This window comes from Variovorax sp. KBS0712, assembly GCF_006323185.2.
Lineage (GTDB): Bacteria > Pseudomonadota > Gammaproteobacteria > Burkholderiales > Burkholderiaceae_C > Variovorax > Variovorax boronicumulans.
Genome location: NZ_VCCD02000002.1, coordinates 617,763 through 644,537, shown reverse-complemented (window position 1 = coordinate 644,537; position 26,775 = coordinate 617,763). Strand labels below are relative to the sequence as shown.

Sequence of the window (26,775 nt, the reverse complement as noted above, 5' to 3'; positions counted from 1 at the left end):
CCGTTCTGGAGGAGATCCTCATGCCGGTGGTTCTGGTCGCCAATCCCAAGGGAGGCGTGGGCAAGTCGACGATTGCAACGAACATCGCGGGCTATTTCGCGAGCCGCGGCCATGCCGTGATGCTCGGCGACGTGGACCGCCAGCAGTCCTCGCGGCTGTGGCTCGGCCTGCGCCCACCGCAGGCCCGCCCCATCGCCACCTGGGAAGCCACCGGCGACAGCACCGTGGTGCGCCCGCCGCGCGGTACCACCCACGCGGTGCTCGACACGCCGGCCGGCCTGCACGGCTGGCGCTTCAAGGAAGTGCTGGCGCTGGCCGACCGCGTGATCGTGCCGCTGCAGCCGAGCATCTTCGACATCTACGCCACGCGCGATTTCCTCGACCGCCTGCTGGAAAGCCGCCGCGCCGAGAAGACCCGCATCGGCCTGGTCGGCATGCGCGTGAACGCCCGCACGCTGGCGGCCGACCGGCTGCACGAGTTCATCGCCGGCCTGGGCGTGCCCGTGTTGGGCGAGCTGCGCGACACGCAGAACTACGTGCAGCTGGCCGCGCGCGGGCTCACGCTGTTCGACATCGCGCCGGGGCGCGTGCAGCGCGACCTGGACCAGTGGGCGCCGATCTGCGAATGGCTCGACGCCTGAACTGATCCCGGATTTCCCCGATTCCCGGTTGTCGCAAGTCCGACAGCCAGCCTTGTGCCCTTGGCACCAGAATGCCCCGCATGACCAAAAAGACATTCCAGACCCTTCAGGATCTCGCCGCCTGCGTCGGCCAGGAAGTCGCCGTGAGCGACTGGATCAGCGTGACGCAGCAGCAGGTCAACCAGTTCGCCGAGGCGACGGGCGACCATCAGTGGATCCACGTCGATGTGGAGCGGGCCAAGTCCGGCCCCTTCGGCGCGCCGATCGCGCACGGGTTTCTCACTTTGTCGCTGCTGCCGAAGTTCTTCGAGACGGCCATCGACGTGGTCGAGTCGCGCATGGGCGTGAACTACGGCCTGAACCGCGTGCGCTTCATGTCGCCGGTGCCCGTGGGCCAGCGCCTGCGCGCCCGCATGAAGCTGCTGAGCGCCGAGCCGATTCCCAACAACGGCCTGCAGATGACCTGGGAAACCACCATCGAACTCGAAGGCGCCGCCAAGCCGGCGTGCGTCGCCGAGTCGGTGGTGCGCCGTTTTCCCTGAGCGGTTTTTCTTCTTCTCTGCTTCTCTTTACATCCGGCGGTCGGTGACTTCGCCGTAGGCGGCGGCGCCCTGGCGGGTGATGCCGACGGCGCTCGCGCGCACCGCCGCCCGGTCGACGTTGCCCGCGGTCGGGCGGGCCACGCCGGTGCCGCCGTTGCTGATCTGCAGCGGCTGCAGGGCTTGCTGCTGGACCTGGGCGCGCGTCAGCGATGACTGGAAGGGCGCGGGCGGCAGCGGGTTCTGCTCGCCCTGGAAGGCATGGGCGCCGCCGGTGAAGGCGAGGGCGGCGATCGTGATAAGGCGCAAAGTGGTGTGCATGGCGGGACTCCTTGGCAGTCAGCGTTGAGGGGGCGGATGCCGGTGCGAATCACCGGCATGTCTTCCCATACGCTGCGCAGCGCCGATCGGATGTGCCCCTGCCGCGTGAGGGGCTGTATGGCCGTCAGGCGAAACCGTTTTGCCGCCAGGCCTCGAACACCGTGACCGCCACCGCGTTCGACAAATTCAGGCTGCGCTGGCCGGCGCGCATCGGCAGCCGCAGGCGCTGCGGCTCGGCAAAGCCGTCGCGGATCGCGGGCGGCAGTCCGGCGGTTTCCGAGCCGAACACCAGCCAGTCGTCGGGCTGGAAGCGCACGTCGTGCACCGGGCGGGTGCCGCGCGTGGTCAGCGCGAACATGCGCTCGGCCGGCGGCTGCTGCGTGGCCAGCAGCGCGGCCCAGTCGGCGTGGCGCTTGACTTCGGCGTACTCGTGGTAGTCGAGCCCGGCGCGGCGCAGCAGGCGGTCGTCCATCGAAAAGCCGAGCGGCTCGACCAGGTGCAGCGTGCAGCCTGTGTTGGCCGCGAGCCGGATCACGTTGCCGGTGTTCGGCGGAATTTCGGGGTGGACCAGGACGATATGGAACATGCGCCGATTGTCGCGGGCGCCGTCGATGGCTTCAGCGCGGCGGGTCGGTCCGCGCCAGCACCACGCCGGTGATGTGCGCCGCACCCGCCAGGCGCAAGGTGGCGGCCGCGGCGAACAGCGAGGCGCCACTGGTCATCACGTCGTCCACCAGCACCACGCGCCGCCCCCGCAGGCCGTCGGCGCGCAGCGGTTCCACGGCGAAGGCGCCGCGCAGGTTGCGCAGCCGGTCGGCGCGCGGCAGGCCGCTCTGCGCGGGCGTGTCGCGCGTGCGCAGCAGCAGGGTGGCGTCGGTCTTGGCCGGTGCCAGCCGGCGCGCGAGCTCGTGCGCCTGGTTGAAGCCGCGCTCGGCCAGGCGTCCGGGCGCCAGCGGCATCGGCAGCACGAGGTCGCACTGTTCCAGCGCCGGCTCCACCCACGGCGCGCTGCGCAGCAGGGTGGCCAGCGGGCCGGCCCAGCCCGCCTCGCCGCGAAACTTGAACTGGGCGATGCAGTCGGGCCACGGCCACGCGTAGGTGCAGGCGGCGAGGCAGGCGTCGAGCGGTGGCGGGTGCTTGATGCATTCGCCGCAGCGCGCCACGCCCTCGGGCATCGGCAGGGCGCAGCCGCCGCAGCGCGGGGTCGGCGGCGCGAAGCGGGCCACGCAGGCGTCGCACACGCGCTGCGCCGGCCAGGCGCGGCAGACCTCGCACTGGCTGGGCAGCCGCGCGAGCAGCGAGGTGAAAGGCCTCAGGGCCCGGCGGTTGTACATGCCTCAATATACTCACGGCCCCATGGCCACCGACCCCGCAAGAAGACCGCCGACCATCGATCCCACGGCGGCCGACCGCTGGCGCCGGCTCGCGCCCGCCGAGGGCTCGCCCTGGCTGCACGAGGAAATCGGCCGCCGGATGGAAGACCGGCTGCAATGGATCAAGGCCCAGCCCCGCACCTGGGCCGACTGGTCGCCGCTGCGCGGCGGCCTCGAAGCGCACGCGCTGCTGGCCCGCCGCTACCGCGACGCCGAAGCCTTCGTCATCGAATCCGAACCCGCCTTGGCCGACCGGACCGGCGAGGCGCTGACCGCCCCTTGGTGGAGCGCGCGCCGCTGGCAGGGCGGCAAGGCCCGCTTCGACGCAACGCCCGAAGACGGCGTGGACCTGCTGTGGGCCAACATGTCGCTGCACATGGCGGCCGACCCCGAGGCGCTCATCGCGCAGTGGCACCGCCTGGTCGCGACCAACGGCTTCCTGATGTTTTCCTGCCTGGGCCCGGACACGGTGCGCGAGCTGCGCGCCCTGCACGCCCGGCTCGGCTGGCCCGCCGCCGGCCATGAATACACCGACATGCACGACTGGGGCGACATGCTCGTGCATGCCGGCTTCGCCGAGCCCGTGATGGACATGGAGCGCATCGTGCTCACCTGGGCCACCCCCGAGGCCGCCCTGGCCGAGCTGCGCACCTTGGGGCGCAACCTGCATCCGGCGCGCTTTCCCGCACTGCGCGGCAAGGCCTGGCACCGCGCGCTCAAGCAGGCCCTGCCCGAGCTGGCGCCGGCCGCGGAAGGCGAGGGCCGCATCGCGCTGACCTTCGAGGTCATCTACGGCCACGCCTTCAAGCCGACGCCGCGCGTCGCGCTCTCGCCCGAGAGCGCGGTCTCGCTGCGCGAGATGCGATCGATGCTCCAGCGCGGCCGCCCTGGCGCCTGAGCGACCCGGCAGCCCTCATTCGGTGCGCGGGGCCCGCGCTCTACCCGCTACAATCCGCCGTTGCGTGAAACTCGCGGGTATTGTCCCGTGATCGAGGGGTGTCGGATCCTGTTTGTACGAGGGGTTTGGCCACCATCGACGCACCGATTTGCTGAACTCGCCCGTGTCGAATTCCGTGTTTCGTTTTGCCACCGTCTCAGGCCAGAACATCCACTGGTTCCTGAAACGCAATTGCTCGGTGACGCCGAGCCAGCTGGGCTGGCTCTACGCCTCGCTGTGCGTGGTATCTCTGGGAACGGGCATGGTGTTCTGGCTGCACGGTGCGCCGCTGGTATTGCCATTCGCCTGGCTCGAACTGGCCGCGGTGGGCTTTGCGTTCATGATGTACGCGCGGCATGCCACCGACGGCGAACGGATCGCGCTGCAGGGCGGGCGCCTCGTCGTGGAGCTCGAGAACGGTGGGCACTACGAACGCACGGAATTTCTTCCGCACCAGGTGCGGATCGAACCGCAGACCGGCGATCGTTCGCTGATCGAGGTCTCGGGGCAAGGTCGATCGGTCAGGGTGGGGCGCTATGTACGCCCGGAGTTGCGAGCCGCACTGGCGCGCGAGATTCGCATGGCGTTGCGTGGCGCCTGAGGGGGCTCGCGCGGTGCTGCACGGTTGGGTTTTCGAAAAATTGAAGAAACGTGAACACGATGAAGAGCATTTGGCGCAATAAGTACAGGCCGGCGAATCTGTTGCTGGCGGCCGGCGCGGCGTTCAGCAACGCGGCGCACGCAGTCAACGATCTGCCCGGCGGCCCCGCGGTGCGCCAGCTGAATCTTCCGGTCGGCGTGACCAAGATCGCGCAGGAGCAGCATCTGCTCCACACGATCATGATGATCATCTGCACGGTCATCTTCGTCGCCGTGTTCGCGGTGATGTTCTATTCCATCTGGAAGCACCGCAAGTCGGTGGGCCACAAGGCCGCGAACTTCCATGAATCGGTGGTGGTCGAGGTCATCTGGACCATCGTGCCCTTCCTTATCGTGATCGTGATGGCGCTGCCCGCCACCAAGGTGCTCGTGGCCCAGAAGGACACCACGAACGCCGACCTCACGATCAAGACCACGGGCTACCAGTGGAAGTGGGGCTACGACTACCTGAACGGCGAAGGCGAGGGCCTGGCCTTCATCTCCACGCTCGACAGTTCGCAGCGCGCCATGTCCGACGCCGGTGCCAAGGGCGCCATGCCCGACGACTACCTGCTCAAGGTCGACAACCCGATGGTCGTGCCGGTGCAGAAGAAGGTCCGCATCATCACCACCGCGAACGACGTGATCCACGCCTTCGCCGTGCCGCAGCTGGGCCTCAAGCAGGACGCCATTCCCGGCTTCGTGCGCGACACCTGGTTCCGCGCCGAGACCGTGGGCGACTACTACGGCCAGTGCCAGGAACTGTGCGGCAAGGAACACGCCTACATGCCGATCCACGTGAAGGTGCTGTCGGCTGCCGACTACACCGCCTGGGTCGCCACCAAGCGCAAGGAAGCCGCAGCCAAGCTCGACGACCCGACCAAGGTCTGGACGCTGCCCGACATGCTGGCACGCGGCGAGAAGGTCTACGCCGCCAACTGCGCGGCCTGCCACCAGGCCAACGGCAAGGGCGCAGGCCCGATCAAGCCGCTCGACGGCGCAGCCAAGGTGACCGATTCCGACCACAAGGTGCAGCTGCTGGTGCTGCTCAATGGCCAGAACAACGGTGCCATGCCTGCCTGGAAGCAGCTGAGCGACACCGACCTCGCGGCCGTGGCCACGTACACCAAGAACAGCTGGTCGAACAAGACGGGCCAGCTGGTGCAACCGGCCGAAGTGCTGGCCCTGCGCGGCAAGTGATCCGACGGCGCCCCGCGAAGAAGAAATTGCAAGGAACAACGACATGAGCGCAGTCCTCGACCCCCACGGTCACGCCCCCGGCGGCCACGCACACGACGACCATCACGACCACCACGCGCCCACCGGCTGGCGCCGCTGGGTGTTCGCGACCAACCACAAGGACATCGGCACGCTCTACCTGCTGTTCAGCTTCACGATGCTGATGATCGGCGGCGTGCTCGCCCTGCTGATCCGCGCCGAGCTGTTCCAGCCCGGCCTGCAGATGGTGAACCCCGAGCTGTTCAACCAGTTCACCACCATGCACGGCCTGATCATGGTGTTCGGCGCGATCATGCCGGCCTTCGTGGGCTTCGCGAACTGGATGATCCCGCTGCAGATCGGCGCATCCGACATGGCGTTCGCGCGCATGAACAACTTCAGCTTCTGGCTGCTGATCCCGGCGGCCATCATGCTGGCCGGTTCGTTCTTCATGCCCGGCGGCGCGCCCGCGGCCGGCTGGACGCTGTACGCCCCGCTCACGCTGCAGATGGGCCCCTCGATGGACGCCGGCATCTTCGCGATGCACATCATGGGCGCCTCGTCGATCATGGGTTCGATCAACATCATCGTCACCATCCTGAACATGCGCGCCCCCGGCATGACGCTGATGAAGATGCCGATGTTCTGCTGGACCTGGCTCATCACCGCCTACCTGCTGATCGCCGTGATGCCCGTGCTCGCAGGCGCCATCACGATGACGCTGACCGACCGCCACTTCGGCACCAGCTTCTTCAACCCCGCCGGCGGCGGCGACCCGGTGATGTACCAGCACATCTTCTGGTTCTTCGGCCACCCCGAGGTCTACATCATGATCTTGCCGGCCTTCGGCATCATCAGCCAGGTGGTCCCGGCCTTCGCCCGCAAGAAGCTCTTCGGCTACGCCTCGATGGTGTACGCCACCTCGTCGATCGCCATCCTGTCGTTCATCGTGTGGGCCCACCACATGTTCACGACCGGCATGCCGCTCACGGGCCAGCTGTTCTTCATGTACGCGACCATGCTGATCGCCGTGCCCACGGCAGTGAAGATCTTCAACTGGATCGCGACGATGTGGCAGGGCTCGATGACCTTCGAGACGCCCATGCTGTTCGCGGTCGGCTTCATCTTCGTGTTCACGATGGGTGGCTTCACCGGCCTGATCCTCGCGGTCGCGCCGATCGACACGCAGCTGCAGGACACGTATTACGTGGTGGCCCACTTCCACTACGTGCTGGTGGCCGGCTCGCTGTTCGCCATGTTCTCGGGCTTCTACTACTGGGCGCCCAAGTGGACCGGCGTGATGTACAACGAAACGCGCGGCAAGGTTCACTTCTGGTGGTCGCTGATCTCGTTCAACGTCACCTTCTTCCCGATGCACTTCCTGGGTCTGGCCGGCATGCCGCGTCGCTACGCCGACTACCCCATGCAGTTCGCCGACTTCAACGCCATCGCTTCGGTGGGTGCGTTCTTCTTCGGCTTCGCGCAGGTCTACTTCTTCCTGTTCATCGTGCTGCCTTCGATGCGCGGCAAGGGTGAAGCAGCAGCTCAGAAGCCCTGGGAAGCAGCCGAAGGCCTCGAGTGGGAAGTGCCGTCGCCGGCCCCGTTCCACACCTTCGAGAACCCGCCCAAGCTCGACGTGACCGCCACCAAGGTGATCGGCTGATCACCCGCGCACGCCGCACAAGCACCACGACCGCACGACGATGACGACGCCCGAACAAAGAAGGAACAACCGACGCATGGGGCTCACGCTGGCCTCCATCGCGGTGATCTTCTTCATCGGCTTCATCGTCCGCATGGTCTGGTTCAGCGGTCGCTGACCGCGCCGCATCGCACCCTCCGAACGGAAGCAACAGCATGAGCCTCGGTCAACGCATCCGCCGCGCCAATGTCCGCATGGTCGGCAAGCTGGCCGTCGTGACCTGCGGCATGTTCGCCTTCGGCTATGCGCTGGTGCCGATGTACCGCGCCATCTGCGAGATGACCGGCATCAACATCCTCGCGCTCTCCGAGCTCCAGGTGCCGGGCGGCGCCAGCGGCGCCAAGAACGTGCGCGTGCCGGACAACACGCAGGTCGACATGACCCGCACGATCAAGGTCGAGTTCGACTCCAACGTGCGCGGTGGCCTGTGGGACTTCAAGCCGGCCGAGCGCTTCATCGAGGTGCACCCGGGCCAGCTGAACACGGTGATGTACGAGTTCCAGAACACGCAGAACCGCCGCATGGCCGCGCAGGCCATCCCGAGCTACGCGCCGCAGCAGGCCGCGGCGCATTTCAACAAGCTCGAGTGCTTCTGTTTCAACCAGTACACGCTCGATGCGGGCGAGAAGAAGCAGTGGCCGGTCGCCTTCGTGATCGATCCGAAGATCTCGAAGGACGTCAAGACCATCACGCTGTCGTACACCTTCTTCGAGGTGGGCGGCAAGACGCCTCCGGCCCCGGTGGCCGCCGTTTCGCATGCTGTCGCCGATGAGCCGCGCTCGTGACCTCGCCGTTGCCGCCCGAAGCCCCGCGCCGCAAGCCCACGCTGTGGGACACGATGAAGGCGGTGGGCTGGTCGTTCTTCGGGGTGCGCCGCAACAGCGCCTACAAGGAAGACCTGGGCAAGCTCAATCCGCTGCACGTCATCGTGGTGGCGTTTGCCGCAGTGATCGTCTTCGTGGTCGGGCTGGTGCTGCTGGTGCGGCATGTGGTCGCGGCCGCCTGAGCGCTGCCTGCTGAGCCGAAGATAAGAAACCACGATCTCCAGAATCATTGAATCGAGAGAAGAAAGAAAGCCAGGAGCTGATATGAGTTCAACCACCCACGGCACCACGCCCTACTACTTCGTGCCCGGACCCTCGGCCTACCCGGTCGTGTCCGCGATCGGCTTGTTCTTCGTGATCCTCGGCGCGGGGCAATGGATCAACAGCCACCAGTGGGGCGCCTGGTCGCTGCTGCTGGGCATGGTGATCTGGCTCGGCACGCTCTTCGTGTGGTTCCGCGCTGCCGTCGGCGAGAGCGAGAGCGGCCAGTACGGCCACAAGATCGACCTCTCGTACCGCTGGAGCATGAGCTGGTTCATCTTCTCGGAAGTGATGTTCTTCGGCGCCTTCTTCACGGCGCTGTGGTGGGCCCGCACCCACGCGCTGCCGACGCTCGGCAGCCTGGACAACGCGATCCTCTGGCCTGACTTCAAGGCCGTGTGGCCCAGCGTCGCGGCCGGTGTCACCGGTTCGCCGGCCGGCATCATCGAGCCCTTCCAGACCGTCGGCCCGTTCTGGCTGCCGACCATCAACACCGCGCTGCTGCTGAGCTCGGGCGTGACGCTGACCATCGCCCACCACGCGCTGCGCGCCGACCACCGCGCCCAGTGCATTCGCTTCATGTGGCTCACCGTGCTGCTGGGCGTGATCTTCCTGGGCGTGCAGGGCTACGAGTACTTCCACCTGTACACCGAACTGAACCTCAAGCTCAGCTCGGGCACCTACGGTTCGACCTTCTTCATGCTGACCGGCTTTCACGGCCTGCACGTGTTCATCGGCATGCTGATGCTGCTGTTCATCACGCTGCGCCTGCAGAAGGGCCACTTCACCGCCGAGCGTCACTTCGGCTTCGAAGGCGCTGCCTGGTACTGGCACTTCGTGGACGTGGTCTGGCTGGGCCTGTACGTGCTGGTCTATTGGCTTTGAGCGAAGAACCTCACGGCATTCCAGAAAAAAGGCGCCGTAAGGCGCCTTTTTCATGGTTCTCGTGGAACGAGCACCATCTGTTACTTCCCGAGCGGGAGCCCGGTGGGCTGGATGTAGCCGAGTTTCCAGGCCAGCAGCATGCACAGGAACAAAAAGACCGACAGGCCGATCCGAAAGGTGAGGGCGCGGGCCATGCCGCCGCGCTTGTTCTGCCCGTCGCGACCGTCCTTCAGCATGAAGTAGAGCGCGAAAGCGAGGCTCGCGAAGATGCCCAGAAAGATCAGGGCGACGAAATATTTCATGACCCGCATTATCGGCCGCACGCCCCGTCCGCTCCAGTGACCCCCGAGCCTCTCGTTTCCTCTGCCACGCCGCGCCGCCGCGCGGGCCAGGGCCGTTTCCTGGTCGTGACGCTGGCGGCCGTGCTGGCGCTGGCCGCCACCGTGTCGCTGGGCCGCTGGCAGCTGTCGCGCGCCGCGCAGAAAGAGGCGCTGCAGGCCCGCATCGATGCGCAGAAGCTGAAAGCCCCGCTGTCGCAGGCCGAGTTCCTGGCGCTGGGCGAAGCCGCCGGCGAGATGCACCGGCCGGTGCGCCTGCGCGGCCTGTGGCTCACGGCGCAGACGGTCTACCTGGACAACCGCCAGATGCACGGCACGCCGGGCTTCTACGTGCTGACGCCATTCGCGCTCGAGGGCAGCGAGCAGGCCGTGATGGTCCAGCGCGGCTGGGTGCAGCGCAATTTCGTCGACCGCACGCAGCTCGGCGTGGTCGAGACGCCGCCCGGCATCGTCGAGCTCACGGCGCTGATCGAGCCGCCGCCGAGCCATCTGTTCGAACTCGGCGCGAAGACTGCGGCCGCACCGGCACCCGCGGCATCGGCCGCCGCACCGGCCCCTTCGGCTGCCGGCGCCAGCGCTCCGGCACCGGGCATTCAGGGGTCTTCCCCCATCCGGCAAAATCTCGACCTGGAGGCATTCCGCGGCGAGACCCAGCTGCCGCTGCGCACCGACGTGTCGCTGCAGCAGAGCGGGCCGGCGTCCGAGGGCCTGCAGCGCGACTGGCCGGCCCCGGCGTTGGGCCTGGAGAGGCACTACGGTTACGCATTCCAGTGGTTCGGCCTGTCGGCCCTCGTTGTCATCCTCTATGTCTGGTTCCAATTCATCTCCCCCTTCCGGCGCGCGCGGCGCCGCGCACGCGATGGCCGCAGCCTCTGACGAGCCGCTGGGCCTGACCGTGCACTCGATGCCGTCGCCGGGCCAGGCGCTGGACGAGGCCGAGAACCGCCGCACGGTCCACGGGCGCTGGAAGATGATCGCCGTGCTGCTGATGTGCGCGGCCCCCGTCATCGCCTCGTACTTCACCTACTACGTGATCCGGCCCGAGGGCCGCAGCGTGTACGGCGAGCTGATCGATCCGCAGCGCGAGATGCCCCGCCTCACGGCAACCGACCGCAGCGGCGCGCCGGTCGAGCTGGCCACGCTCAAGGGCCAGTGGCTGCTGGTGGCGGTGGCCGACGCCGCCTGCGATGCGCTGTGCGAGCAGCAGCTGTACCTGCAGCGCCAGCTGCGCGAGAGCCTGGGCCGCGAGAAAGACCGCCTGGACCGCGTCTGGCTCGTGAGCGACGCGGCGCCCGTGCCCGAGCGCCTGACCAACGGCCTGCACGGCGCGACCGTGCTGCGCGTGCCGGCTGATCAACTCGCCCGCTGGCTCGCGCCCGTGAAGGGCCACACGCTGTCCGAGCACCTCTACGTGGTCGATCCGATGGGCAACTGGATGATGCGTTTCCCGGCCCGCATGGACGCCGCCGGCGCGAGCCGCGCCAAGCGCGACATCGACCGCCTGCTGCGCGCCTCGTCGTCGTGGGACGAAGCGGGCCGCTGAGCCCGCGCGAACCACCACCGCCTCATGGACACGAGCTCCCTCTACGACCTCACGCCGATCGCCTGGATGATGGGCGCCGGCGTGCTGCTCGCGCTCGGACCGCTGGTCTGGGTGTGGCGCCGCAATGCCGGCTCCGGCCCCGCGCGGCGGCTGCATGCGCTGACCGTGCTCACGCTGTTCCTCACCTTCGACCTCACGCTGTTCGGCGCCTTCACGCGGCTCACCGACTCGGGCCTGGGCTGCCCCGACTGGCCTGGCTGCTACGGCAACGCCAGCCCGGCCGGCGCGCGCCACGAGATCGCGATGGCGCAAGCGGCCCAGCCGACCGGCCCGGTGACGCACAGCAAGGCCTGGATCGAGATGGTCCACCGCTACCTCGCGACCGGCGTCGGGGTGCTGATCCTCACGCTGGCCGGCGCCACCTGGATCGTGCGCCGCCGCCAGCGGCGCCAGCCCGCGCCGCCGGTCGACAGCGCGCACCACCACGTCGTGCTCAGCGCCTGGTGGCCCGCGGCCACGCTGGTCTGGGTCTGCCTGCAGGGCGCCTTCGGCGCCATGACCGTCACCTGGAAGCTGTTCCCCGCCATCGTCACGATGCACCTGATGGGCGCCATCGTGCTGCTCGCGCTGCTGTGCATCCAGGCCGTGCGCTACCGCCAGGTGGCCGCGCAGCGCCTGCCCACGGCCGTGTCGCCGGCCCTGCGCAACGGGCTGATCGCCACGGCGGTGCTGCTGGTGCTGCAGATCGCGCTCGGCGGCTGGGTCAGCACCAACTACGCGGTGCTGGCCTGCACGCAGTTCCCGACCTGCCAGGACAGCTGGTGGCCGCCGATGAATTTCGTGCAGGGCTTCGAGATCTGGCGCCACCTCGGCGTGACCGGCGACGGCCAGCCGCTCGACTTTTCCGCCCTCACCGCCATCCACTACGTGCACCGCCTCATGGCGTATGCCGTGTTCGTGGCGCTCGGCCTGCTGGCCTGGCGCCTGCGCCGCCTCGAGGCGCTGCGCTCGCAGGCCCGCTGGCTGCTCGGGCTGGCGTTGCTGCAGCTGGCCACGGGCCTGGGCAACGTGCTGCTCGGCTGGCCGCTGGCCGCCGCCGTGCTCCACACGGGCGGCGCCGCGGCGCTGGCCGTGGTCCTGACCTGGGCGCTGTGCGAGAGCCGGCGCGAAAGCGCCGCCGCTGCACCGATTCCGCGCGCCGTCGACAATGCGCGCGGCACCCCCCAACCGAAGAAAGCCACCGCGTGAGCACCCCGATTCCTGTTCAGCACGCCAGCACCGCCAACGTGCTGCGCCAGTTCTACGCGCTCACCAAGCCGCGCGTGGTGCAGCTGATCGTGTTCTGCGCGCTCATCGGCATGGTGCTGGCCGTGCCCGGTCTGCCGTCGTGGGCCGATGTGCAGCGCGGCGTGCTGGCTTGCATCGGCATCTGGCTGGTGGCTGGCGCCGCCGCCGCATTCAACTGCCTGGTCGAGAAGGGCATCGACGCCAAGATGAAGCGCACCGCCTGGCGCCCCACGGCGCGTGGGCAGCTCAGCGACATGCAGGCACTGGTGTTCTCGGCGCTGTTGTGTGCAGCCGGCTCGGCGCTGCTGTGGTTCACGGTCAACCCGCTGACCATGTGGCTCACCTTCGCCACCTTCGTCGGCTACGCGGTGATCTACACCGTCATCCTGAAGCCGCTGACGCCGCAGAACATCGTGATCGGCGGCGCCTCGGGCGCCATGCCGCCGGTGCTGGGCTGGGCCGCCATGACGGGCGATGTCGGCCCCGAGGCGCTGATCCTGTTCCTCATCATCTTCCTGTGGACCCCGCCGCATTTCTGGGCGCTGGCGTTGTACCGCGTCGAGGACTACCGCAAGGCCGGCCTGCCGATGCTGCCCGTGACGCACGGCAACGAGTTCACGCGGCTGCAGGTGCTGCTGTACACCTTCATCCTGTTCGCCGCCTGCCTGATGCCCTTCATCTACGGCATGAGCGGCTGGCTCTACCTTGCGGTGGCCATCGGCGTGAGCATCGGCTTCACCGGCTATGCCTTCGCGCTGTGGCGTAACTACTCCGACACGCTGGCGCGCAAGACCTTCCGGTTTTCGCTCATCCACCTGAGCGTGCTGTTCGCGGCGCTGCTCGTCGACCATTACCTCCGCTGACCGGACCTGACCTGCCCATGAACAAGCGCAATGCCCTGAAATCGATCGCCGCCACGGCCGGCTGGGTGGCCGCCTCGGCCACGCTGGGCCTGGGCCTTTCGGCCTGCAGCGAGCAGCCGAAGCAGAGCTTCCAGGCGGTCGACATCACGGGCGCCGACTACGCGAAAGACTTCTCGCTCACCGACGCTGACGGCAAGGTGCGCACGCTGGCCGACTTCAAGGGCAAGGCGGTGGTGCTGTTCTTCGGCTACGTGCAATGCCCCGACGTCTGCCCGACCACCATGACCGAGATGGCGCAGGTCAAGCAGCAGCTCGGCGCCGACGGCAGCAAGCTGCAGGTGCTGTTCGTCACCGTCGATCCGGCGCGCGACACGCCCGAGGTGCTCAAGGCCTACATGGGCGCGTTCGACCCGAGCTTCGTGGCGCTCATTCCCACGACCGAGCAGCTGGCCGCCGTCGCGAAGGACTTCAAGGTCTACTACAAGAAGGTCGAGGGCAAGACCCCGACCAGCTACGCCATGGACCACTCGGCCGCCAGCTACATCTACGACCCGCAGGGCCGCCTGCGGCTCTACGCGCGCTACGGCGCGGGCGTGCCGGCGATGGTGTCGGACCTGAAGACGCTGCTCGCGTCCTGAGCCAGGCGCCCGGGGCATGGACGCCGCATCGGTCGCGCACCTGAAGTCGCGCAAGGGCGCGTTCCGCATTGCGCTCATTCCGCCCGAGGTGCTGGGCGCGCTGAACGGCGGGCTGCTCGAGACCGTCAACCTCAACGAATTCCTCGCGCTCGAACTGCCGCTGCTCGCGCGCAGCGTGGCGGGCCATGTCGGCCTCGACGCAGCGCACGAACGGCTGGACGACACGCTCGCCATGCTGGCCGCCTTCAAGCCCATGCAGCGCCACAGCCACATCGCGCGGGCGCTGTACGACATGACGGCCGAACACGCCGAACGCGATGCCGTGGCGCACCGGCTGGCCACGCACGCGAGCGATGTGGCGCGCTGCTGGGCGGTGCAGTGGATCACGCTGTCGGGCCTGCCGCTGGCGGCCCAGCTCGACGCCGTGCGCCGCTTTGCCGCCGACCCGCATTTCGGCGTGCGCGAGTTCGCCTGGATGGCGGTGCGCGACAGCGTCATCGATTCGCTCGACGAAGCGCTGGCGCTGCTGCAGCCCTGGGTGGCCGATGCCGATCCGAACGTGCGCCGCTTCGCCAGCGAGCTCACGCGCCCGCGCGGCGTGTGGTGCGCGCAGATCGAGACGCTGAAGGCCGAGCCCTGGCTGGCGCTGCCGCTGCTGGAGCCGCTGCGCGCCGACGATCATCGCTACGTGCAGAACTCGGTCGCCAACTGGCTCAACGACGCCAGCAAGACGCAGCCCGAGTGGGTCGAGACGCTGTGCACGCGCTGGGTGGCCGAGTCGCCGGTCGCCGAGACCCGCTACATCGCGAAGCGGGCGCTGCGCACGCTGACCAAGTCGACGCCCTGAAGTGTCCCCGAACGAAAAAAAGCCCGGCACTGCCGGGCTTTTTCGTGGAGGAGGGCGGTCGTGACGCTTACGCGTACTCGGCCAGCGCCTTCTTCATTTTCTTCATCGCCGCCACTTCGATCTGGCGGATGCGCTCGGCGCTCACGCCGTACACCGCGGCCAGGTCGTGCAGCGTCATGCCGCCCGAGCCATCGTCGTTCACCTTGAGCCAGCGCTCTTCGACGATGCGGCGGCTGCGGTCGTCCAGCGCCTCCAGGGCGGTGGCGATGCCGTCGCTCGACAGGCGGTCGCGCTGCTGCGATTCGAGCAAAGCGGTCGGTTCCTGCGTGGCGTCGGCCAGGTAGGCGATCGGGCCGAAGCCTTCGTCGCCGTCATCGGACGGACCCGGATCGAGCAGCACGTCGCCGCCCGACAGGCGGGTTTCCATCTCGAGCACTTCCTCGGGCTTCACGTTCAGGCGCGTGGCCATCTGCGAGACCTCGTCGGGGCTCAGCGTCTCGCGGTGCGTGCCGTTGTCGGCTGCGGCCGAGTCGGCCTTGAAACCCTGCTTCATCGAGCGCAGATTGAAGAACAGCTTGCGCTGGGCCTTGGTCGTCGCGACCTTGACCATGCGCCAGTTCTTCAGGATGTACTCGTGGATCTCGGCCTTGATCCAGTGCATGGCGTAGCTCACCAGCCGCACGCCCTGGTCGGGGTCGAAACGCTTCACGGCCTTCATGAGACCGACGTTGCCTTCCTGGATCAGGTCGCCGTGCGGCAGCCCGTAGCCCAGGTACTGGCGGGAAATGGACACGACCAGGCGCAGGTGCGACAGGATCAGCGCACCGGCAGCTTCGAGGTCGTTCTGGTCGCGCAACTTGCGTGCGAAGCCCTGCTCTTCTTCGAGCGTGAGCAGCGGCAGGCGGTTGGCGGCCGAAATGTAGGCATCCAGGTTGCCCAGCGGGGGGACCATCGACCATGGGTTGGCGACGGCCAGCTGGTTGGCAGAGACTCCAGACAGCGTTGTCATCAGGGGAAACTCCTTTGTGTTGGCCATATTAGCACTCGGTTAGAGGGAGTGCTAAGCCAAGGGTTCCCTTGGGTTTCTATCGTTGCGATAGCTTTTGCCGCGATTTGTTGGATATTTGTATGCCGTTTGGCGTTTTTCAAGTCCTGGAGGCCTGCCCCAGCAGCCAGTCCTGGAACGCCAGGATGCGCGGGTCCGCAGCGCTGCCTTCCGGGTAGACCAGGTGGTAGGCGTAGTCTGCCGCCATGGGCACGCCGATGTCGAACAGCCGCACCAGCCGGCCCTGGGCGAGGTCGGCGCCGATCATGTCCAGATCGGCCAGTCCGACCATGCCGCTCTCGGTGACGGCGCGCACCACGTCGCTCGAGTCGGAGAAGCCGATGCAGCGGCTGTCGTCGAAGCCCTCGATGCCCGCCGCGGCCATCCACATGGGCCAGTTCGGCCAGACCATGCCGTCGGTCTTCCAGTCGACGAAGCACAGCGTGTGCTGGAGCAGGTCGCGCGGCGTTGCCAGCGGGGGCCCGCTGGACAGCAGCCTGGGGCTGCAGACCGGCACGATCACGGTGTCGAACAGCCGCTGCGCGCGCGTGCCCGGGTCTTGTCCGTTGCCGAAGCGGATCGCCACGTCGATGTCGTCGGCGTCGAAATCCCGCAGCGCGTCGGAAATATCGAAACCCAGTTCCAGCCCCGGGTTCGCGGCGCGGAACTGCGGCAGCCGGGGCAGCAGCCAGTTGGTCGCGAAACGGGCGCTGGTCGACAGCCGCAGCGTCGCCGCCCCGCGCGCCATGCGCCGGGCGCGGCCGGCGGCGCGGCGCAGGGTGTCGAGCGCGTCGGCGGTGGCCTCGAGCCACACGGCGCCGGCCGGCGTGAGGCGGATGCTGCGGCTGGTGCGCGTGAACAGCAGCACGCCGAGCTGGTCCTCGATCTCCTTGACCTGGTGGCTCACGGCCGCCGGCGTCAGCCCGACTTCTTCGGCGGCCCGCGTGAAGTTCAGGTGCCGCCCGGCGGCCTCGAAGGTGCGCAGGGCGCGGGTGCCAGGGAGCAGTCTGGGGTGCATCGATCTTCAAATGGTTTTTGATGATTTTCCAAAAACTATTCGTTTCTCCTGGGGAAGTCAACGCGGGATAGTTCAGGAACTTGATGATCCATCCCCTCCAGGAGCCACGAAACCATGTCCGCCAGCGTCCCTTCTCCTTCTTCCTTTGTCGTGCAGCGCAACGGCCAGCCGGTGCTCGCCGAGGCCCTGACTCCGCTCGCCTTCGCCGGCCACGCGCATTTCACGGCCATGCAGGTGCGCGGCGGCCGGGTGCGGGGCCTCGATCTCCACCTGGCACGGCTGCGCTTCGCCTCGCAGACCCTGTTCGGCCAGGCGCTGCCCGACGACACGGTGCGCGCCCACCTGCGGGCCGCGCTCGCGGCCGGCCCGGCGGACCTGTCGCTGACGGCCACCGTCTACTCCCCGGCCGGTGAGTTCACCGCGGTCGACGCGGTGCCCGAGGTGCTGATCCGCACCGGCCCACCTTCCAACGGCCCCGCCGGCCCGCTGACCCTGGCCGCGATCGAACACGAGCGCTTCCTGCCGGCCGTGAAGCACGTCGGCGAAGGCGCCAAGACCCAGCTGCTGCGCCAGGCCGTCGCGCAGGGTTTCGGCGACGCGGCCTTTCTCGACCGGCACGGCCGGCTCGGCGAGGCGTCGATCTGGAACCTGGCCTTCTGGGACGGCGAGGCGGTGGTGTGGCCCGAAGCCGAGATCCTGACTGGCACCACGATGGGCATCGTGCGCCGGCAGCTCGAACGCCTCGGTGTCCCGCAGCGCAGCCAGGTGCTGCGGATGGCCGACCTGCCCGCGCTGGCCGGCGCCGTGGTCATGAACTCGTGGACGCCGGGCGTGGCGGTGCACCGCATCGGCGACGTGGTGTTGCCGGCAGCGCCGGCTTTCGTGGAACTGCTGCACCGGGCCTATGAGGCCGAACCGCTCATGTCGCCTTGAAGGAACCCTCGCGCGCGGACGCTGCGCGCCAGATCACCCACCGACTACCAGCGGATGCCGAGCTTGACGAACAGCTTGGACAGCACGAACAGCGGGCCAACCCAGAGGTACTGGATGTCCTCGAAGAACGAAGGCTTCTTGCCTTCGATCTTGTGGCCGACGAACTGGAAGATCCACGCCACCACGAAGATCGCCGCCGACACCGGCGCCACCGCGGTGCCCATCGCATGCACCGCCACCAGCGCCAGCACCGTGAGCGCCAGCATCGTGACGAGGAAGGCCGGCGAGCGCAGCAGGGCGTAGTACACGAGGCTGGCCGCCACGAAGGCGTAGGCCACCCACGGATGGATCGCGAACAGCAGCCCGACGATGCTCAGCATGATCGCGGGAATGGCCACGAAGTGGATCAGCTCGTTGGTCGGATGGCGGTGGCTCTCCTCGTAGTGGGCGAGCAGGCGGTCGACCTTGCGCTCGCTGGTGGCGAGCGGGGCGGCGGCAGTGTGGGTCATGGCAGGTCTCCGGGGCGCCGTGCGTTGCGGCAAGAGACTCATGGTGCCCACGGCGCCGGGCGATGGCAAGTGGCGTCGTCCCGGGGGAGGGCGAGGGCCAGAGCGCCATGACTTAGGGCACTGTCGCGCGGGGCTTGCGCCGCTAAGATCAAATCCGTGGCCTCTTTCGACTCCCCCTCCGCACCCCTGCCGCCCACCACCGACATCGGTGTGACCGCCGGCGTGTCCGGCGCGATCCTGGTGGTCGACGACCATGACCTGCTGCGCCTGGGCGTGAGCGCGCTGGTGCAGGCCCAGGCCGCCACCTCGGGCGCGCGCATCGCGGTGTTCGAGGCCGGCAACATCGCCGACGCGCTCGCGCTCTACGCGGCGAACGAGGCGGCCATCGGCCTCGTGCTGCTCGACCTCGCGCTGCCCGACACGCACGGGCTCAGCGGCCTGGCCGAGTTCCGCCTGCGCTTTCCGGCGGCGCGCGTTGTGGTGCTCTCGGGCACCGCCAACAGCACGCTGGCGCAGGGTGCGCTCGCGCTCGGTGCCAGTGCCTTCCTGCCCAAGTCCGCCGACCTGAAGGAGATGGTGGGCTTCATCCGCGCCTGCGGCCTGTTCGAGGCCGACGGCACCCCGCAGCAGCCGCTGCCGCCCGCGTCGCTGCCCAAGTCGCTGTCGGGTTACGCGGAGTTCGCGCACGCCAGCGCCTGGCAGGAGCTCACGCCGCGCCAGATGCAGGTGCTGCAGTGGGTGCTCGAAGGCAAGGCGAACAAGGAGATCGCGCAACTGGCCAACCTGAGCGAGGGCACGGTGAAGAACCATGTCTCGACCATCCTGCTGCTGTTCGGCATGCGCTCGCGCGCCCAGCTGATCAGCATGCTGCGTTGAGCGGCGCCACGCTGGCGGGCCGCGGCGACGCCGCCGCCGGCCAGTTGCTGGGCCAGCGCGTGCTGCGCGAGCACGTCGGCTCGGTCTACGACACCTACGGCATCTCCACGCTGACCCACCTGGGCTTCGTGATCGTGTTCGGCTGCATCATCTACTCGCAGCTCAGCGATGCGCGCCTGCTGTTCTGGATGGCGGCGCTGGTGGCGGTCGACATCTACGTCTTCTTCACGCCGCGCTGGACGCCCGACAAGCCGGCCTCCGAGAGCCCGTACTGGGCGCGCAAGATCTCGCGCATGGTCACGCTGGTGAGCATGATCACGGCGGTGGTGCCCTGGTTCATCGTGCCGCACGAGAACCTGCCCATGACCTCGCTGCTGATGGCCGTGATCGTCGGCAGCTGCGCGCGCGCCGCGCAGTCGCTGTGGCCCCTGAAGCCCGCGCTGTTCGGCTACACGCTGCCGATGTCGCTGGGCATGATCATCGCGTTGGCCTGGCAGGGCGACGGCCTGCACCTGTTCCTGGCCGCGGCGGGCTCGGCCTACCTGATGCTCACGCTGCACGCCGGCGTGCGCCAGCACCGGCTGCTGACCGACTCGCTCATGCTGCGTTTCGAGAACGAGGCACTGGCCGCGCGCCTGGGCGAGCAGATCGCCGCCACCGAGCGCGCCAGTGAAGAAAAGACCCGCTTCCTCGGTGCCGCCAGCCACGACCTGCGCCAGCCGCTGCACGCCATCGCGCTGTTCGGCGCCGCGCTCGAGAACGAACTGCGCGGCCGTCCCGAGAGCCGCAACGCCGAGCGCCTGATGCGCGCGGTGAACTCGCTGGGCGCGTCGCTGGACACCATGCTCGATGTGTCCCGGCTCGATGCGGGCGTCATCACGCCTTCGCCGCAGCCGGTGGAGCTCGATGCGCTCTTCCTGCCGCTCAACCACACCTTCTCGGCGCAGGCCGAGCAGAAGGAGCTGCAGCTGCGCGTGCGCGCCAGCGGCCTGTGGGTGCGCAGCGATCCGCAGCTGCTGCACCGCATGCTGTCCAACCTGATGGACAACGCGCTGAAGTACACCGTGCAGGGCGGCGTGACCGTGACGGCGCGCGACCGCGGCGACACCGTGTGGATCGAGGTGCGCGACACCGGCATCGGCATCGCGCCCGAGCAGTCGCACCGCATCTTCGAAGAGTTCTACCAGATCGATAACCCGGGCCGCGACCGTGCGCGCGGCCTGGGCATCGGCCTGTCGATCGTGCGCCGCCTGTCGCGGCTGTTGGGCCATCCGGTGCAGATGCATTCGCGCCCGGGCCGGGGCACGCACTTCCGCGTCGTGCTGCCGACCGTGCCGCCGCAGGTCAGCGCGCTCGTGGGCCCGTTTCCGGCCGGCAGTGTCGAACTGGCTGCACGCCGGCGCGCGGTCACGCTGCCCGGTCGCGTGCTGTTGATGGACGACGAACTTGAAATCCGCGAAGCCATGACCGGCCTGCTGCGCTCCCACGCGATCGATGCGCACGCCGTCGCCGACGAGGCCGCCGCAGCCGAGGCACTGCACCAGGCCCGCGCCGAAGGCCGGCCCTTCGGCCTGCTGATGTGCGACTACCGCCTGGCCGACGGCGTCGACGGCCTCGACGTGGGCCTGCGCCTGAGTCGGCACCTGGGCACCGAGCTGCCGCTGCTGCTCATCACCGGCGAGACCTCGCCCGATCGCCTGCAGCGCGTGCGCGAATCGGGCGTGCCGGTGCTGTTCAAGCCAGTGGCGCCCGATGCGCTGCTGCAGGCCATGGCGGGGCTTGTGCCGGCACCGTAGCGTTTGGCACACAGCCTGCGGCTGAAAGTGAATACGTTGTAGTTCATTGCGTGCCGATCCCATCGGTTGGCCACACATGCAATGACTTTTGGCACTGCCGGGCGTTCGCCTCCCGTCGTAATTTCGGGTTTCAGGGAAGCGAAATCAGGGGGCGTTGCAGGCGTCGACCACCGGTGCCTTCGCACACGAGGCGCGACGCCGCACAGGCCACACGCAGGGGGAATACAAGGGAGAAATAAGAAAGACAGGGAGCTGACGGCCCCCGGCGAAAGCCGGGGGCCGTTTTTTTATCCTTTGGCACGCATGGGCTGCAGTGCGTCACCCTTGCTCGCCTCGATGCTCCGCGAATCCAGTGACGGTCCGAGCGCACTCAGCACGTCTTGCGGCCAGTGGACTTTCTGTTCAGTGGCGTAGGTCAGCCAATTCAACGTGCCCCAAGCCAGATAGATCGGTAGGCTCAGCGGCAGCAGTGCGTGAGCGGCCAGGGTGAGGCCGGGTTGCTTCCTCCACCACTGCAGGTACTTTGGCCCGAAGGGGCCGACCAGCCCCATGCTCTGCCACCAGTTGCGCGGCTTGGGCACCGTGGGGCTGGGTTCTGTGACGCCTGGTGGCAGGGGTGGGCCATCTTCTTCCATGTAGCGGCGGATGTGCTCCCACAGGGCGGGCACGGTGGTCTCACCCAGCAGCATGCTCGGGGCGATGCCGAATTCGTCGACAACGGTGGCGTCCGTGGCGCTCTTGTGCACGATGAATGCAAGGTCATGGTCGCGGCTCGCACTGGCGGTGTTGACCTTGACGGTGACGCGGTGCTCAGCATCGACAAGATCCCAATCGACGCTGCGGACTTCGATGACGGGACGCTTTAATGCTGTGCGTCGGGTCTTGCCTGCGAGTTGCATGCTGACCCAGTGCACCTTGCGGTTGCCACGGTCGAAGATGACGCTGTCGTCGGAGGGAAGGAAGAAGGTGGCGGTGTAGACCCAGAGAAGAAAAAGGAAAGCACTAGTGGAAAAAAAGAAGAGAGCGATGCCATATATGACGATTGGATATGTCTTCCCGACCTCAAACGGATCCGGGTAGAGAAGTCCTCTCAACGCAAGACTAGCTGTCCAGAGACTAAGGAAAAAACCTAGAGCGGCGAGTGATGCTGGCATCCCACGCCAGCCCACCCCTCCCACCCCTCCAAACTGGAGGGCTCGGGCGTAGACGCGCTTGAGCAATCCCAAGTCTGTAACCTCAATGCTTGCGACCTCGGTTTTTCCAAAGCTGCGCAACACGTCGATGCGCTTCTTTATGGGGAGCTTGTTGGCTGTTGGCGGTGCTTCCGCTTCTGGTGCACTCAAGAACTCGTCCTTCGTGTCGGGCCTCGCTGCCTTGGGTCATACGCGGGTGTTGGGTATGGCGCAGGTTCCGGCGTCGCTACTGGCTTGGGAGGAGCAAGCGCTTCATTGAGTTTGAGCTGCTCTTCATGGCCATCGGAAAATTTCACACCTCGATTGCCCTTCCCAAAATAACTGCGGTTGGCCCATTTTTCCAGTGGCGTGAGTTCTTGCATGGCAATGAGTGTGGCCACGATGCCTACGCCCAGTAAGACAAGACCCGTGCCTGAAATGATGGAGGCGAGGGCAAATCCGGCGACCGACGCCTCCATGCCGCCGACGATGGAACCCGCGATGATCACGACCACGCGCTGGCTTGCAAAGCGCTTGAGGGCCGCTTGTGCACCCGCTTCAGTAGCAAGCGCCGTGCTTGTTATTGCAGTTCCCATGAAGGCAAAACCTGCAACGGTGTAGGCACCATATGCAACGTCGTTGGCATTCTCTTTCGCAGCATCCGCCTTATCCCAAGAAATCCACGCATTAATCACCCCACCCCCCACCCCCGCTAGCGCAGCCCCAAGCCTGAGCGCCGGAAGCACCGCACTGGCCTGCATTGCCGCTGCGCCGCCTTGCCCCACCAGCCGCATGCTGTGGCCCGCATGCGCCAGTTCGAAGAAGCCTGTCGCCAGCCCCGAGGCGCTGTCGCCCACGCTCAGCCACGCATCGTGTCGCTTTTTCTCGGCCTCGGGGCCCTCTCCTGAATAGGCCTCCATCAGCGCCTTGATGCCCCAGTACATGCCCAGGCCCTGCACGAACAGGCTGCCGAGAGCCAGGCGGGCATCGGTGCCGCTCTTGAAGTTCTCCACCTTGATCTCCCGGGCCGCACCGATTGCACGCTCATTCTGATACTGGAGGATGCGTGTCGCGCTGTTAGGGGTCAACTCGATGGCTCCCATGCTGGCGGCTCTGACCTTGAGTTCGGCCAGCGGATCACCGCCTGCGTTGGGCATTCTTGCCGGAGCGCGTCCGGGATCGATGGAGGTAGGGTCGCGCAGCTGCTGGAGAGCGTCCAACGAGGTCAGGGCCCACATCTTCACTTCGCCTTTGCTGGCGCTGACAACCCACTCGGTGGCCTTGGCCGCCGCACTCTTGCCGGCCAAGATAGCCACGGCGTCACGCGAATTGAGCTTGAGCTCTAGCAGCACTGGCATATCGAGTCTTCGACCGCCATTCAGGGCCGCCTCCAGCGCCGCTTCGAAGCCTCGGTGGGCTAGGCACACCTTGGGCAGCTTGCGCAGGTACGGCTCCACGACCGGCGCAGCCTTCGGCGAGTTGAGCAACTGTGTCGCGGCGGCCGTGAACGCGGCGATCTGGCCTATCGAGAAGGTTGCTACCACATTGGTCAGCCAGTTGTACTTGCGACCGGCTTCGGTGGTGAGCAATCCCTTGATGAGGTCGTAGGTCTTGTCGCGCATGTTCTCGCCGGCGCGGTCCCATTCGCCGACGAGGACGGCATGCGCCTGCTCGATGACGTTTTTCTGGTTGCCGAACATGGCGCGCAGTGCAATCGCCTTTGCATCGGTGATGGGCTTGTCCAGTGTGTGAGCCAGATAGTCCTTGAAGCACTGCGGCGTGCTCAGCGGCTGAGGAAAGTGGATCAGGTGGCTTTCGCTTGCGTAGATGGCGCCGGGGCAACTTCGTGTCTGTTCTGTCAGTTTGTTCGGACTGTTCTCGTCGAAATGGTGCTTGAAGTAGTCGAGTGTGGCTGGATGTTTCGTCGCGTGCAGCCAGTCGAGTTCGTAGGCGGACAGAAGATCGGCTTCCTTGCCAAGTGCGGTATGGCGCGTTTTCTGCCACTCCTTGCGCTTGAGCGCGTCGATCTCGTTCGCAATGCCGTGCCACTCGGACTCGCCAATGCGTTCGCCGCGTTGACCGATGCGTCGCGTGCGCCGGATGTTTCCCGGCTCGACGATGCGGCCGTTGCGGCTGCCATCGGCTGCGAGCGAGCCGTCGGCGGCCGGTTCCCATGCAAAGCCCACTTGAAAGTAAGGCTGTCCGCGCAGTTGTTCCCACTGCAGACGGGAGGTGCTGCCGTAGGCCTCGCCTTCGGCGCGGGCCATGCCTGCGGTCTTCATCGCAGCCTGCAGCGCGTTCAACGTTGCATGGCTTGCGGTGGGCCAAGCCTCGGGCGACCGGAGTGTGGCGTCCTTGAACGCCTTGTCCCTGGCAAGACGGATGCCGTTCAGATCGGCGGCAAGCCCCACGGGGTCGGGGATGGCGAGCACGAATGCCTTGCCCCGCGTCGCCGCGTGCTGCTCGGCCTGTCGCCGCATGGCGGCGGCCATGCCATTGGCCAGCCTGTAGGTCTTGTCTTGCGACGCGCCGTAGAAGGACGTGGCGGACTCGGTGCCGCCTTGGATGACGTTGATCCCTTCCTTGATACCACCATGCTTCATCGAGCGCAGCGCGAAGTCGGCGACATGCTTCTGGATCAGCACCTCTTCGGCCTTGAAGGCATGCGACACGCCGCCCAGATCGGCCCGCGAGTCGATGCACACCATGCCGGCCGCAGCGGGGTTGGCCTGCACCTGCTCGCGCATGGTGTCGTCCCACCAGTTCATGCTGAAACCGATCCACACGGGGCCGGCGCTGCCTGGTTCTTTTTCGGGCAGCTGGATACAGAGGGTGCGCACGTCGTTCGGGTGCGTGGGCTTGACGCTGCATGCGAAGCTGGCTTCCCGATCGGCCCAGACGATCTGGCTTTCGGGGACGAGTGCGCCGCTGCCTTGCACCCGGTACGCCTGCCAGGATTTGATGAGCTGCGGAGGGCACTTGGTGTAGTACACGTACACGAAGCCGCCCTGGCGCAGCATGCGTAGGACATGGCGCGATCTCTTCAGCGCGGGCAGGCTCAGCGCTTTGACGCTGGGTTCGTGGGTCAGTAGCCGCGGAGCTTCAGCGGGTGCGAAATCCGCATCGGTCGCGATGGCGCCAGGGCGCACCAGAAGGATCGAAAGGCCGGCCTTGTTGTCGCAGATTCTGCAGTCGCTCATAGGTACTTTCCGACGGTTCGGGTGGCGGCGTTCGTGCCGGTCCAGTTGTGGCGTTGGTCGTCGAGCGCATCGCGCAGCACCAAGCGGTTGCGCACGACGTTGTCCAGAAGCACCTGTTGCTTCGGCCAATGGCCGAATGCGGGGTCGGTCAGGGTTTCCACGGCATAGGCCGCCTGGTCTGCGGGATGGACGAGCCCGCGTTGCTCGGCGTCGTACAGCTGACGCATGGCCTTGTCGAATGCGTCATCCGGCAATGGAAACGTGGTGTGCAGCCACGCGGATTGGGTCAAGTGAAGGGCATGGCAGCGGCCGAGCAACTCGCGGTGCGCGTCGCTGTCGATCAACGGCTTGGCAGTGAATGCGCCGCGATGGCCTTGCAGCGTGTGCAGTGCGAGGTTGTGATCGAGGTAGCTCCAGCAGGCGATGCCCTGGAGCGCGGACGCCCAATCGATCCGGGTTCCCCGTTGCAGCGTGTGCAGGACACGCCGGTCGAACAGGCGAACCATCCGGCGCGCACCGTCGGCGTCGGCAAACTCGAGGAGGCGAGCGAGTTGAGCTGCCAATGCCCGCCCTTCGTGATCGATGCCAGACGACAGCGACTCCAGTACACGAGGGGTGTCGACGCTGTGAGGCTGAAGCCAGCCGCCGATGCGGCAAGCACCGTTGCCGAGTGCACAAGCATCCAGGTGCTCCTGCGCAGCCCATTCGATGCTTTTCTCGAGCCAGGGATCCGCGTCGCCTTCCAGGCAGACGAGGTACGGAAAGCGAGCTTCCGTGAAACGGGGGAGGTCGCTGGAGTGCAACGTGTGGACCTGGCGTTGCCATGCAGCTTCGCGTGCCCGTCGTGTGCCGCCGGGGACCGCGCCGGCCGTTGCTTTTTCAAGCGCTACCCCGGGGGGATCGTCAAAGCACGGATCAACGAGGAGATAGACGGGGCCGGGCCCGAATTGGGCGGCAAGGCATTTGCCAAGGGCTGTCGTCAACGCGCGTGGCGGACTGTCCCAAGGCCAGGGTGGAAGGGGAATCTCTGACATGGCGGCCGGTGTATGAATGCAGCAAGAACACAGGCAGCCTGACGCTTGGATGCAATCTTCGTTGCCGCGCTTGACCACCCTCCCTGGCCTCCCCGGAGACGACGATGCGGGTTGGAGTCACCGCTCGGTGTTCGAGAGAAGCCGCGCGGAGTGTAGGAGTGGCACTGCCCGGCTGGGCAGCCGAGTCGTGATCGAATTCACGAACATCTGCCCCTTGAATGGAGGGGCAGACTGGTGCGTGGAACGGCAAGAACTATCCCTCTACGCCATCTCTCCGACTTTGAGCCATCCGCGATGACCATCGTCGACAAATGTTCGCCATTGAGGCGTTTCACT

At 67.2% G+C, this 26,775-nt stretch carries 29 protein-coding genes; 19 read left to right on the top strand and 10 right to left on the bottom strand.

Annotated elements, in window-relative coordinates; all coding sequences use genetic code 11:
• The first annotated feature begins 20 nt into the window (after positions 1–20).
• Positions 21–641, top strand: coding sequence for a ParA family protein (locus FFI97_RS19950; RefSeq protein ID WP_070061962.1), 621 nt, complete (start codon positions 21–23; stop codon positions 639–641).
• Between the two features lie 71 nt (positions 642–712).
• Complete coding sequence (locus FFI97_RS19945; protein ID WP_062479484.1) at positions 713–1,183, top strand: MaoC family dehydratase; 471 nt, start codon at positions 713–715, stop codon at positions 1,181–1,183.
• Positions 1,184–1,210: 27 nt separating this feature from the next.
• On the opposite strand, the gene FFI97_RS19940 is transcribed toward FFI97_RS19945, so the two are convergent.
• The 3 genes from FFI97_RS19940 to FFI97_RS19930 form a co-directional block, all read right to left on the bottom strand.
• Entirely contained in the window at positions 1,211–1,501 is a 291-nt protein-coding gene (locus FFI97_RS19940; RefSeq protein WP_139699930.1) for a DUF4148 domain-containing protein, read from the bottom strand.
• Between the two features lie 124 nt (positions 1,502–1,625).
• Positions 1,626–2,087: a tRNA (uridine(34)/cytosine(34)/5-carboxymethylaminomethyluridine(34)-2'-O)-methyltransferase TrmL gene (gene trmL, locus FFI97_RS19935; protein ID WP_139699929.1), complete on the bottom strand. Its 462-nt coding sequence runs from the start codon at positions 2,085–2,087 to the stop codon at positions 1,626–1,628.
• A 31-nt stretch (positions 2,088–2,118) separates the two neighbouring features.
• Entirely contained in the window at positions 2,119–2,835 is a 717-nt protein-coding gene (locus tag FFI97_RS19930; protein WP_139699928.1) for a ComF family protein, read from the bottom strand.
• A 22-nt stretch (positions 2,836–2,857) separates the two neighbouring features.
• On the opposite strand from FFI97_RS19930, the gene FFI97_RS19925 reads away from it, so the two are divergent.
• The 8 genes from FFI97_RS19925 to FFI97_RS19895 all read left to right on the top strand — a co-directional run bounded on the left by FFI97_RS19925 (position 2,858) and on the right by FFI97_RS19895 (position 9,340).
• Positions 2,858–3,772, top strand: coding sequence for a class I SAM-dependent methyltransferase (locus FFI97_RS19925; RefSeq protein WP_062481352.1), 915 nt, complete (start codon positions 2,858–2,860; stop codon positions 3,770–3,772).
• A gap of 163 nt (positions 3,773–3,935) precedes the next feature.
• Positions 3,936–4,412, top strand: a complete 477-nt coding sequence (locus tag FFI97_RS19920) for a DUF2244 domain-containing protein (protein ID WP_056578078.1) — start codon at positions 3,936–3,938, stop codon at positions 4,410–4,412.
• Positions 4,413–4,471: 59 nt separating this feature from the next.
• The gene (gene coxB, locus FFI97_RS19915) at positions 4,472–5,650 is read left to right on the top strand and encodes a cytochrome c oxidase subunit II (protein ID WP_062481354.1); all 1,179 of its coding nucleotides are present in this window, start codon (positions 4,472–4,474) and stop codon (positions 5,648–5,650) included.
• Between the two features lie 43 nt (positions 5,651–5,693).
• A complete protein-coding gene (gene ctaD / locus FFI97_RS19910) occupies positions 5,694–7,331 on the top strand; it encodes a cytochrome c oxidase subunit I (protein ID WP_062481356.1) in 1,638 nt (545 codons plus the stop codon).
• A gap of 40 nt (positions 7,332–7,371) precedes the next feature.
• The gene (locus tag FFI97_RS33790) at positions 7,372–7,488 is read left to right on the top strand and encodes a cytochrome oxidase small assembly protein (protein WP_216360125.1); all 117 of its coding nucleotides are present in this window, start codon (positions 7,372–7,374) and stop codon (positions 7,486–7,488) included.
• A 37-nt stretch (positions 7,489–7,525) separates the two neighbouring features.
• Complete coding sequence (locus FFI97_RS19905; RefSeq protein WP_056577955.1) at positions 7,526–8,155, top strand: cytochrome c oxidase assembly protein; 630 nt, start codon at positions 7,526–7,528, stop codon at positions 8,153–8,155.
• A gap of 53 nt (positions 8,156–8,208) precedes the next feature.
• A complete protein-coding gene (locus FFI97_RS19900; protein WP_082818316.1) occupies positions 8,209–8,376 on the top strand; it encodes a DUF2970 domain-containing protein in 168 nt (55 codons plus the stop codon).
• Positions 8,377–8,458: 82 nt separating this feature from the next.
• Positions 8,459–9,340 (top strand): cytochrome c oxidase subunit 3, encoded by an 882-nt coding sequence (locus FFI97_RS19895; RefSeq protein ID WP_062481365.1) that lies wholly within the window; start codon positions 8,459–8,461, stop codon positions 9,338–9,340.
• 80 nt (positions 9,341–9,420) lie between these two features.
• Here FFI97_RS19895 and FFI97_RS19890 read toward each other — a convergent pair whose 3' ends face one another.
• Entirely contained in the window at positions 9,421–9,651 is a 231-nt protein-coding gene (locus tag FFI97_RS19890) for a twin transmembrane helix small protein (RefSeq protein ID WP_062481367.1), read from the bottom strand.
• A 27-nt stretch (positions 9,652–9,678) separates the two neighbouring features.
• On the opposite strand from FFI97_RS19890, the gene FFI97_RS19885 reads away from it, so the two are divergent.
• From FFI97_RS19885 to FFI97_RS19860, 6 genes are read left to right on the top strand one after another with little or no spacing between them, the layout of a single operon-like run.
• Positions 9,679–10,554 carry an SURF1 family protein gene (locus FFI97_RS19885; RefSeq protein ID WP_139699927.1) on the top strand — a complete coding sequence of 292 codons (876 nt, stop codon included), beginning with the start codon at positions 9,679–9,681 and terminating at the stop codon, positions 10,552–10,554.
• Positions 10,538–11,221 (top strand): hypothetical protein, encoded by a 684-nt coding sequence (locus FFI97_RS19880; protein WP_139699926.1) that lies wholly within the window; start codon positions 10,538–10,540, stop codon positions 11,219–11,221. The genes FFI97_RS19885 and FFI97_RS19880 overlap by 17 nt, the downstream gene beginning before the upstream one ends.
• 24 nt (positions 11,222–11,245) lie before the next feature.
• Positions 11,246–12,469, top strand: a complete 1,224-nt coding sequence (locus FFI97_RS19875) for a COX15/CtaA family protein (protein WP_139699925.1) — start codon at positions 11,246–11,248, stop codon at positions 12,467–12,469.
• The gene (gene cyoE, locus FFI97_RS19870) at positions 12,466–13,371 is read left to right on the top strand and encodes a heme o synthase (RefSeq protein WP_139699924.1); all 906 of its coding nucleotides are present in this window, start codon (positions 12,466–12,468) and stop codon (positions 13,369–13,371) included. Before FFI97_RS19875 ends, cyoE begins: the two co-directional genes overlap by 4 nt.
• A 17-nt stretch (positions 13,372–13,388) precedes the next feature.
• Positions 13,389–14,009 carry an SCO family protein gene (locus tag FFI97_RS19865; protein WP_139699923.1) on the top strand — a complete coding sequence of 207 codons (621 nt, stop codon included), beginning with the start codon at positions 13,389–13,391 and terminating at the stop codon, positions 14,007–14,009.
• Between the two features lie 16 nt (positions 14,010–14,025).
• Positions 14,026–14,856 carry a DNA alkylation repair protein gene (locus FFI97_RS19860; RefSeq protein ID WP_095746690.1) on the top strand — a complete coding sequence of 277 codons (831 nt, stop codon included), beginning with the start codon at positions 14,026–14,028 and terminating at the stop codon, positions 14,854–14,856.
• A gap of 67 nt (positions 14,857–14,923) precedes the next feature.
• On the opposite strand, the gene rpoH is transcribed toward FFI97_RS19860, so the two are convergent.
• Together rpoH and FFI97_RS19850 are read right to left on the bottom strand one after the other, a co-directional pair.
• Positions 14,924–15,865: an RNA polymerase sigma factor RpoH gene (gene rpoH / locus FFI97_RS19855; RefSeq protein ID WP_056577975.1), complete on the bottom strand. Its 942-nt coding sequence runs from the start codon at positions 15,863–15,865 to the stop codon at positions 14,924–14,926.
• Between the two features lie 136 nt (positions 15,866–16,001).
• Positions 16,002–16,919 carry a LysR substrate-binding domain-containing protein gene (locus FFI97_RS19850; protein WP_139699922.1) on the bottom strand — a complete coding sequence of 306 codons (918 nt, stop codon included), beginning with the start codon at positions 16,917–16,919 and terminating at the stop codon, positions 16,002–16,004.
• A 114-nt stretch (positions 16,920–17,033) separates the two neighbouring features.
• Here FFI97_RS19850 and FFI97_RS19845 point away from each other — a divergent pair, with 114 nt between their 5' ends.
• Positions 17,034–17,852 carry an aminotransferase class IV family protein gene (locus tag FFI97_RS19845; RefSeq protein WP_139699921.1) on the top strand — a complete coding sequence of 273 codons (819 nt, stop codon included), beginning with the start codon at positions 17,034–17,036 and terminating at the stop codon, positions 17,850–17,852.
• Positions 17,853–17,896: 44 nt separating this feature from the next.
• On the opposite strand, the gene FFI97_RS19840 is transcribed toward FFI97_RS19845, so the two are convergent.
• Positions 17,897–18,361 carry a DUF962 domain-containing protein gene (locus FFI97_RS19840; protein ID WP_144004491.1) on the bottom strand — a complete coding sequence of 155 codons (465 nt, stop codon included), beginning with the start codon at positions 18,359–18,361 and terminating at the stop codon, positions 17,897–17,899.
• 156 nt (positions 18,362–18,517) lie between these two features.
• On the opposite strand from FFI97_RS19840, the gene FFI97_RS19835 reads away from it, so the two are divergent.
• Positions 18,518–19,237: a response regulator transcription factor gene (locus FFI97_RS19835; protein ID WP_139706993.1), complete on the top strand. Its 720-nt coding sequence runs from the start codon at positions 18,518–18,520 to the stop codon at positions 19,235–19,237.
• Positions 19,234–21,033 carry a hybrid sensor histidine kinase/response regulator gene (locus tag FFI97_RS19830; protein ID WP_260685063.1) on the top strand — a complete coding sequence of 600 codons (1,800 nt, stop codon included), beginning with the start codon at positions 19,234–19,236 and terminating at the stop codon, positions 21,031–21,033. The genes FFI97_RS19835 and FFI97_RS19830 overlap by 4 nt, the downstream gene beginning before the upstream one ends.
• Before the next feature lie 287 nt (positions 21,034–21,320).
• On the opposite strand, the gene FFI97_RS19825 is transcribed toward FFI97_RS19830, so the two are convergent.
• From FFI97_RS19825 to FFI97_RS19815, 3 genes are read right to left on the bottom strand one after another with little or no spacing between them, the layout of a single operon-like run.
• Positions 21,321–22,376 (bottom strand): DUF6708 domain-containing protein, encoded by a 1,056-nt coding sequence (locus FFI97_RS19825; RefSeq protein ID WP_139706969.1) that lies wholly within the window; start codon positions 22,374–22,376, stop codon positions 21,321–21,323.
• Complete coding sequence (locus tag FFI97_RS19820; protein ID WP_144004490.1) at positions 22,373–25,405, bottom strand: T6SS effector BTH_I2691 family protein; 3,033 nt, start codon at positions 25,403–25,405, stop codon at positions 22,373–22,375. Before FFI97_RS19820 ends, FFI97_RS19825 begins: the two co-directional genes overlap by 4 nt.
• Positions 25,402–26,208, bottom strand: a complete 807-nt coding sequence (locus FFI97_RS19815) for a hypothetical protein (RefSeq protein WP_144004489.1) — start codon at positions 26,206–26,208, stop codon at positions 25,402–25,404. The genes FFI97_RS19820 and FFI97_RS19815 overlap by 4 nt, the downstream gene beginning before the upstream one ends.
• Positions 26,209–26,775: the final 567 nt, after the last annotated feature.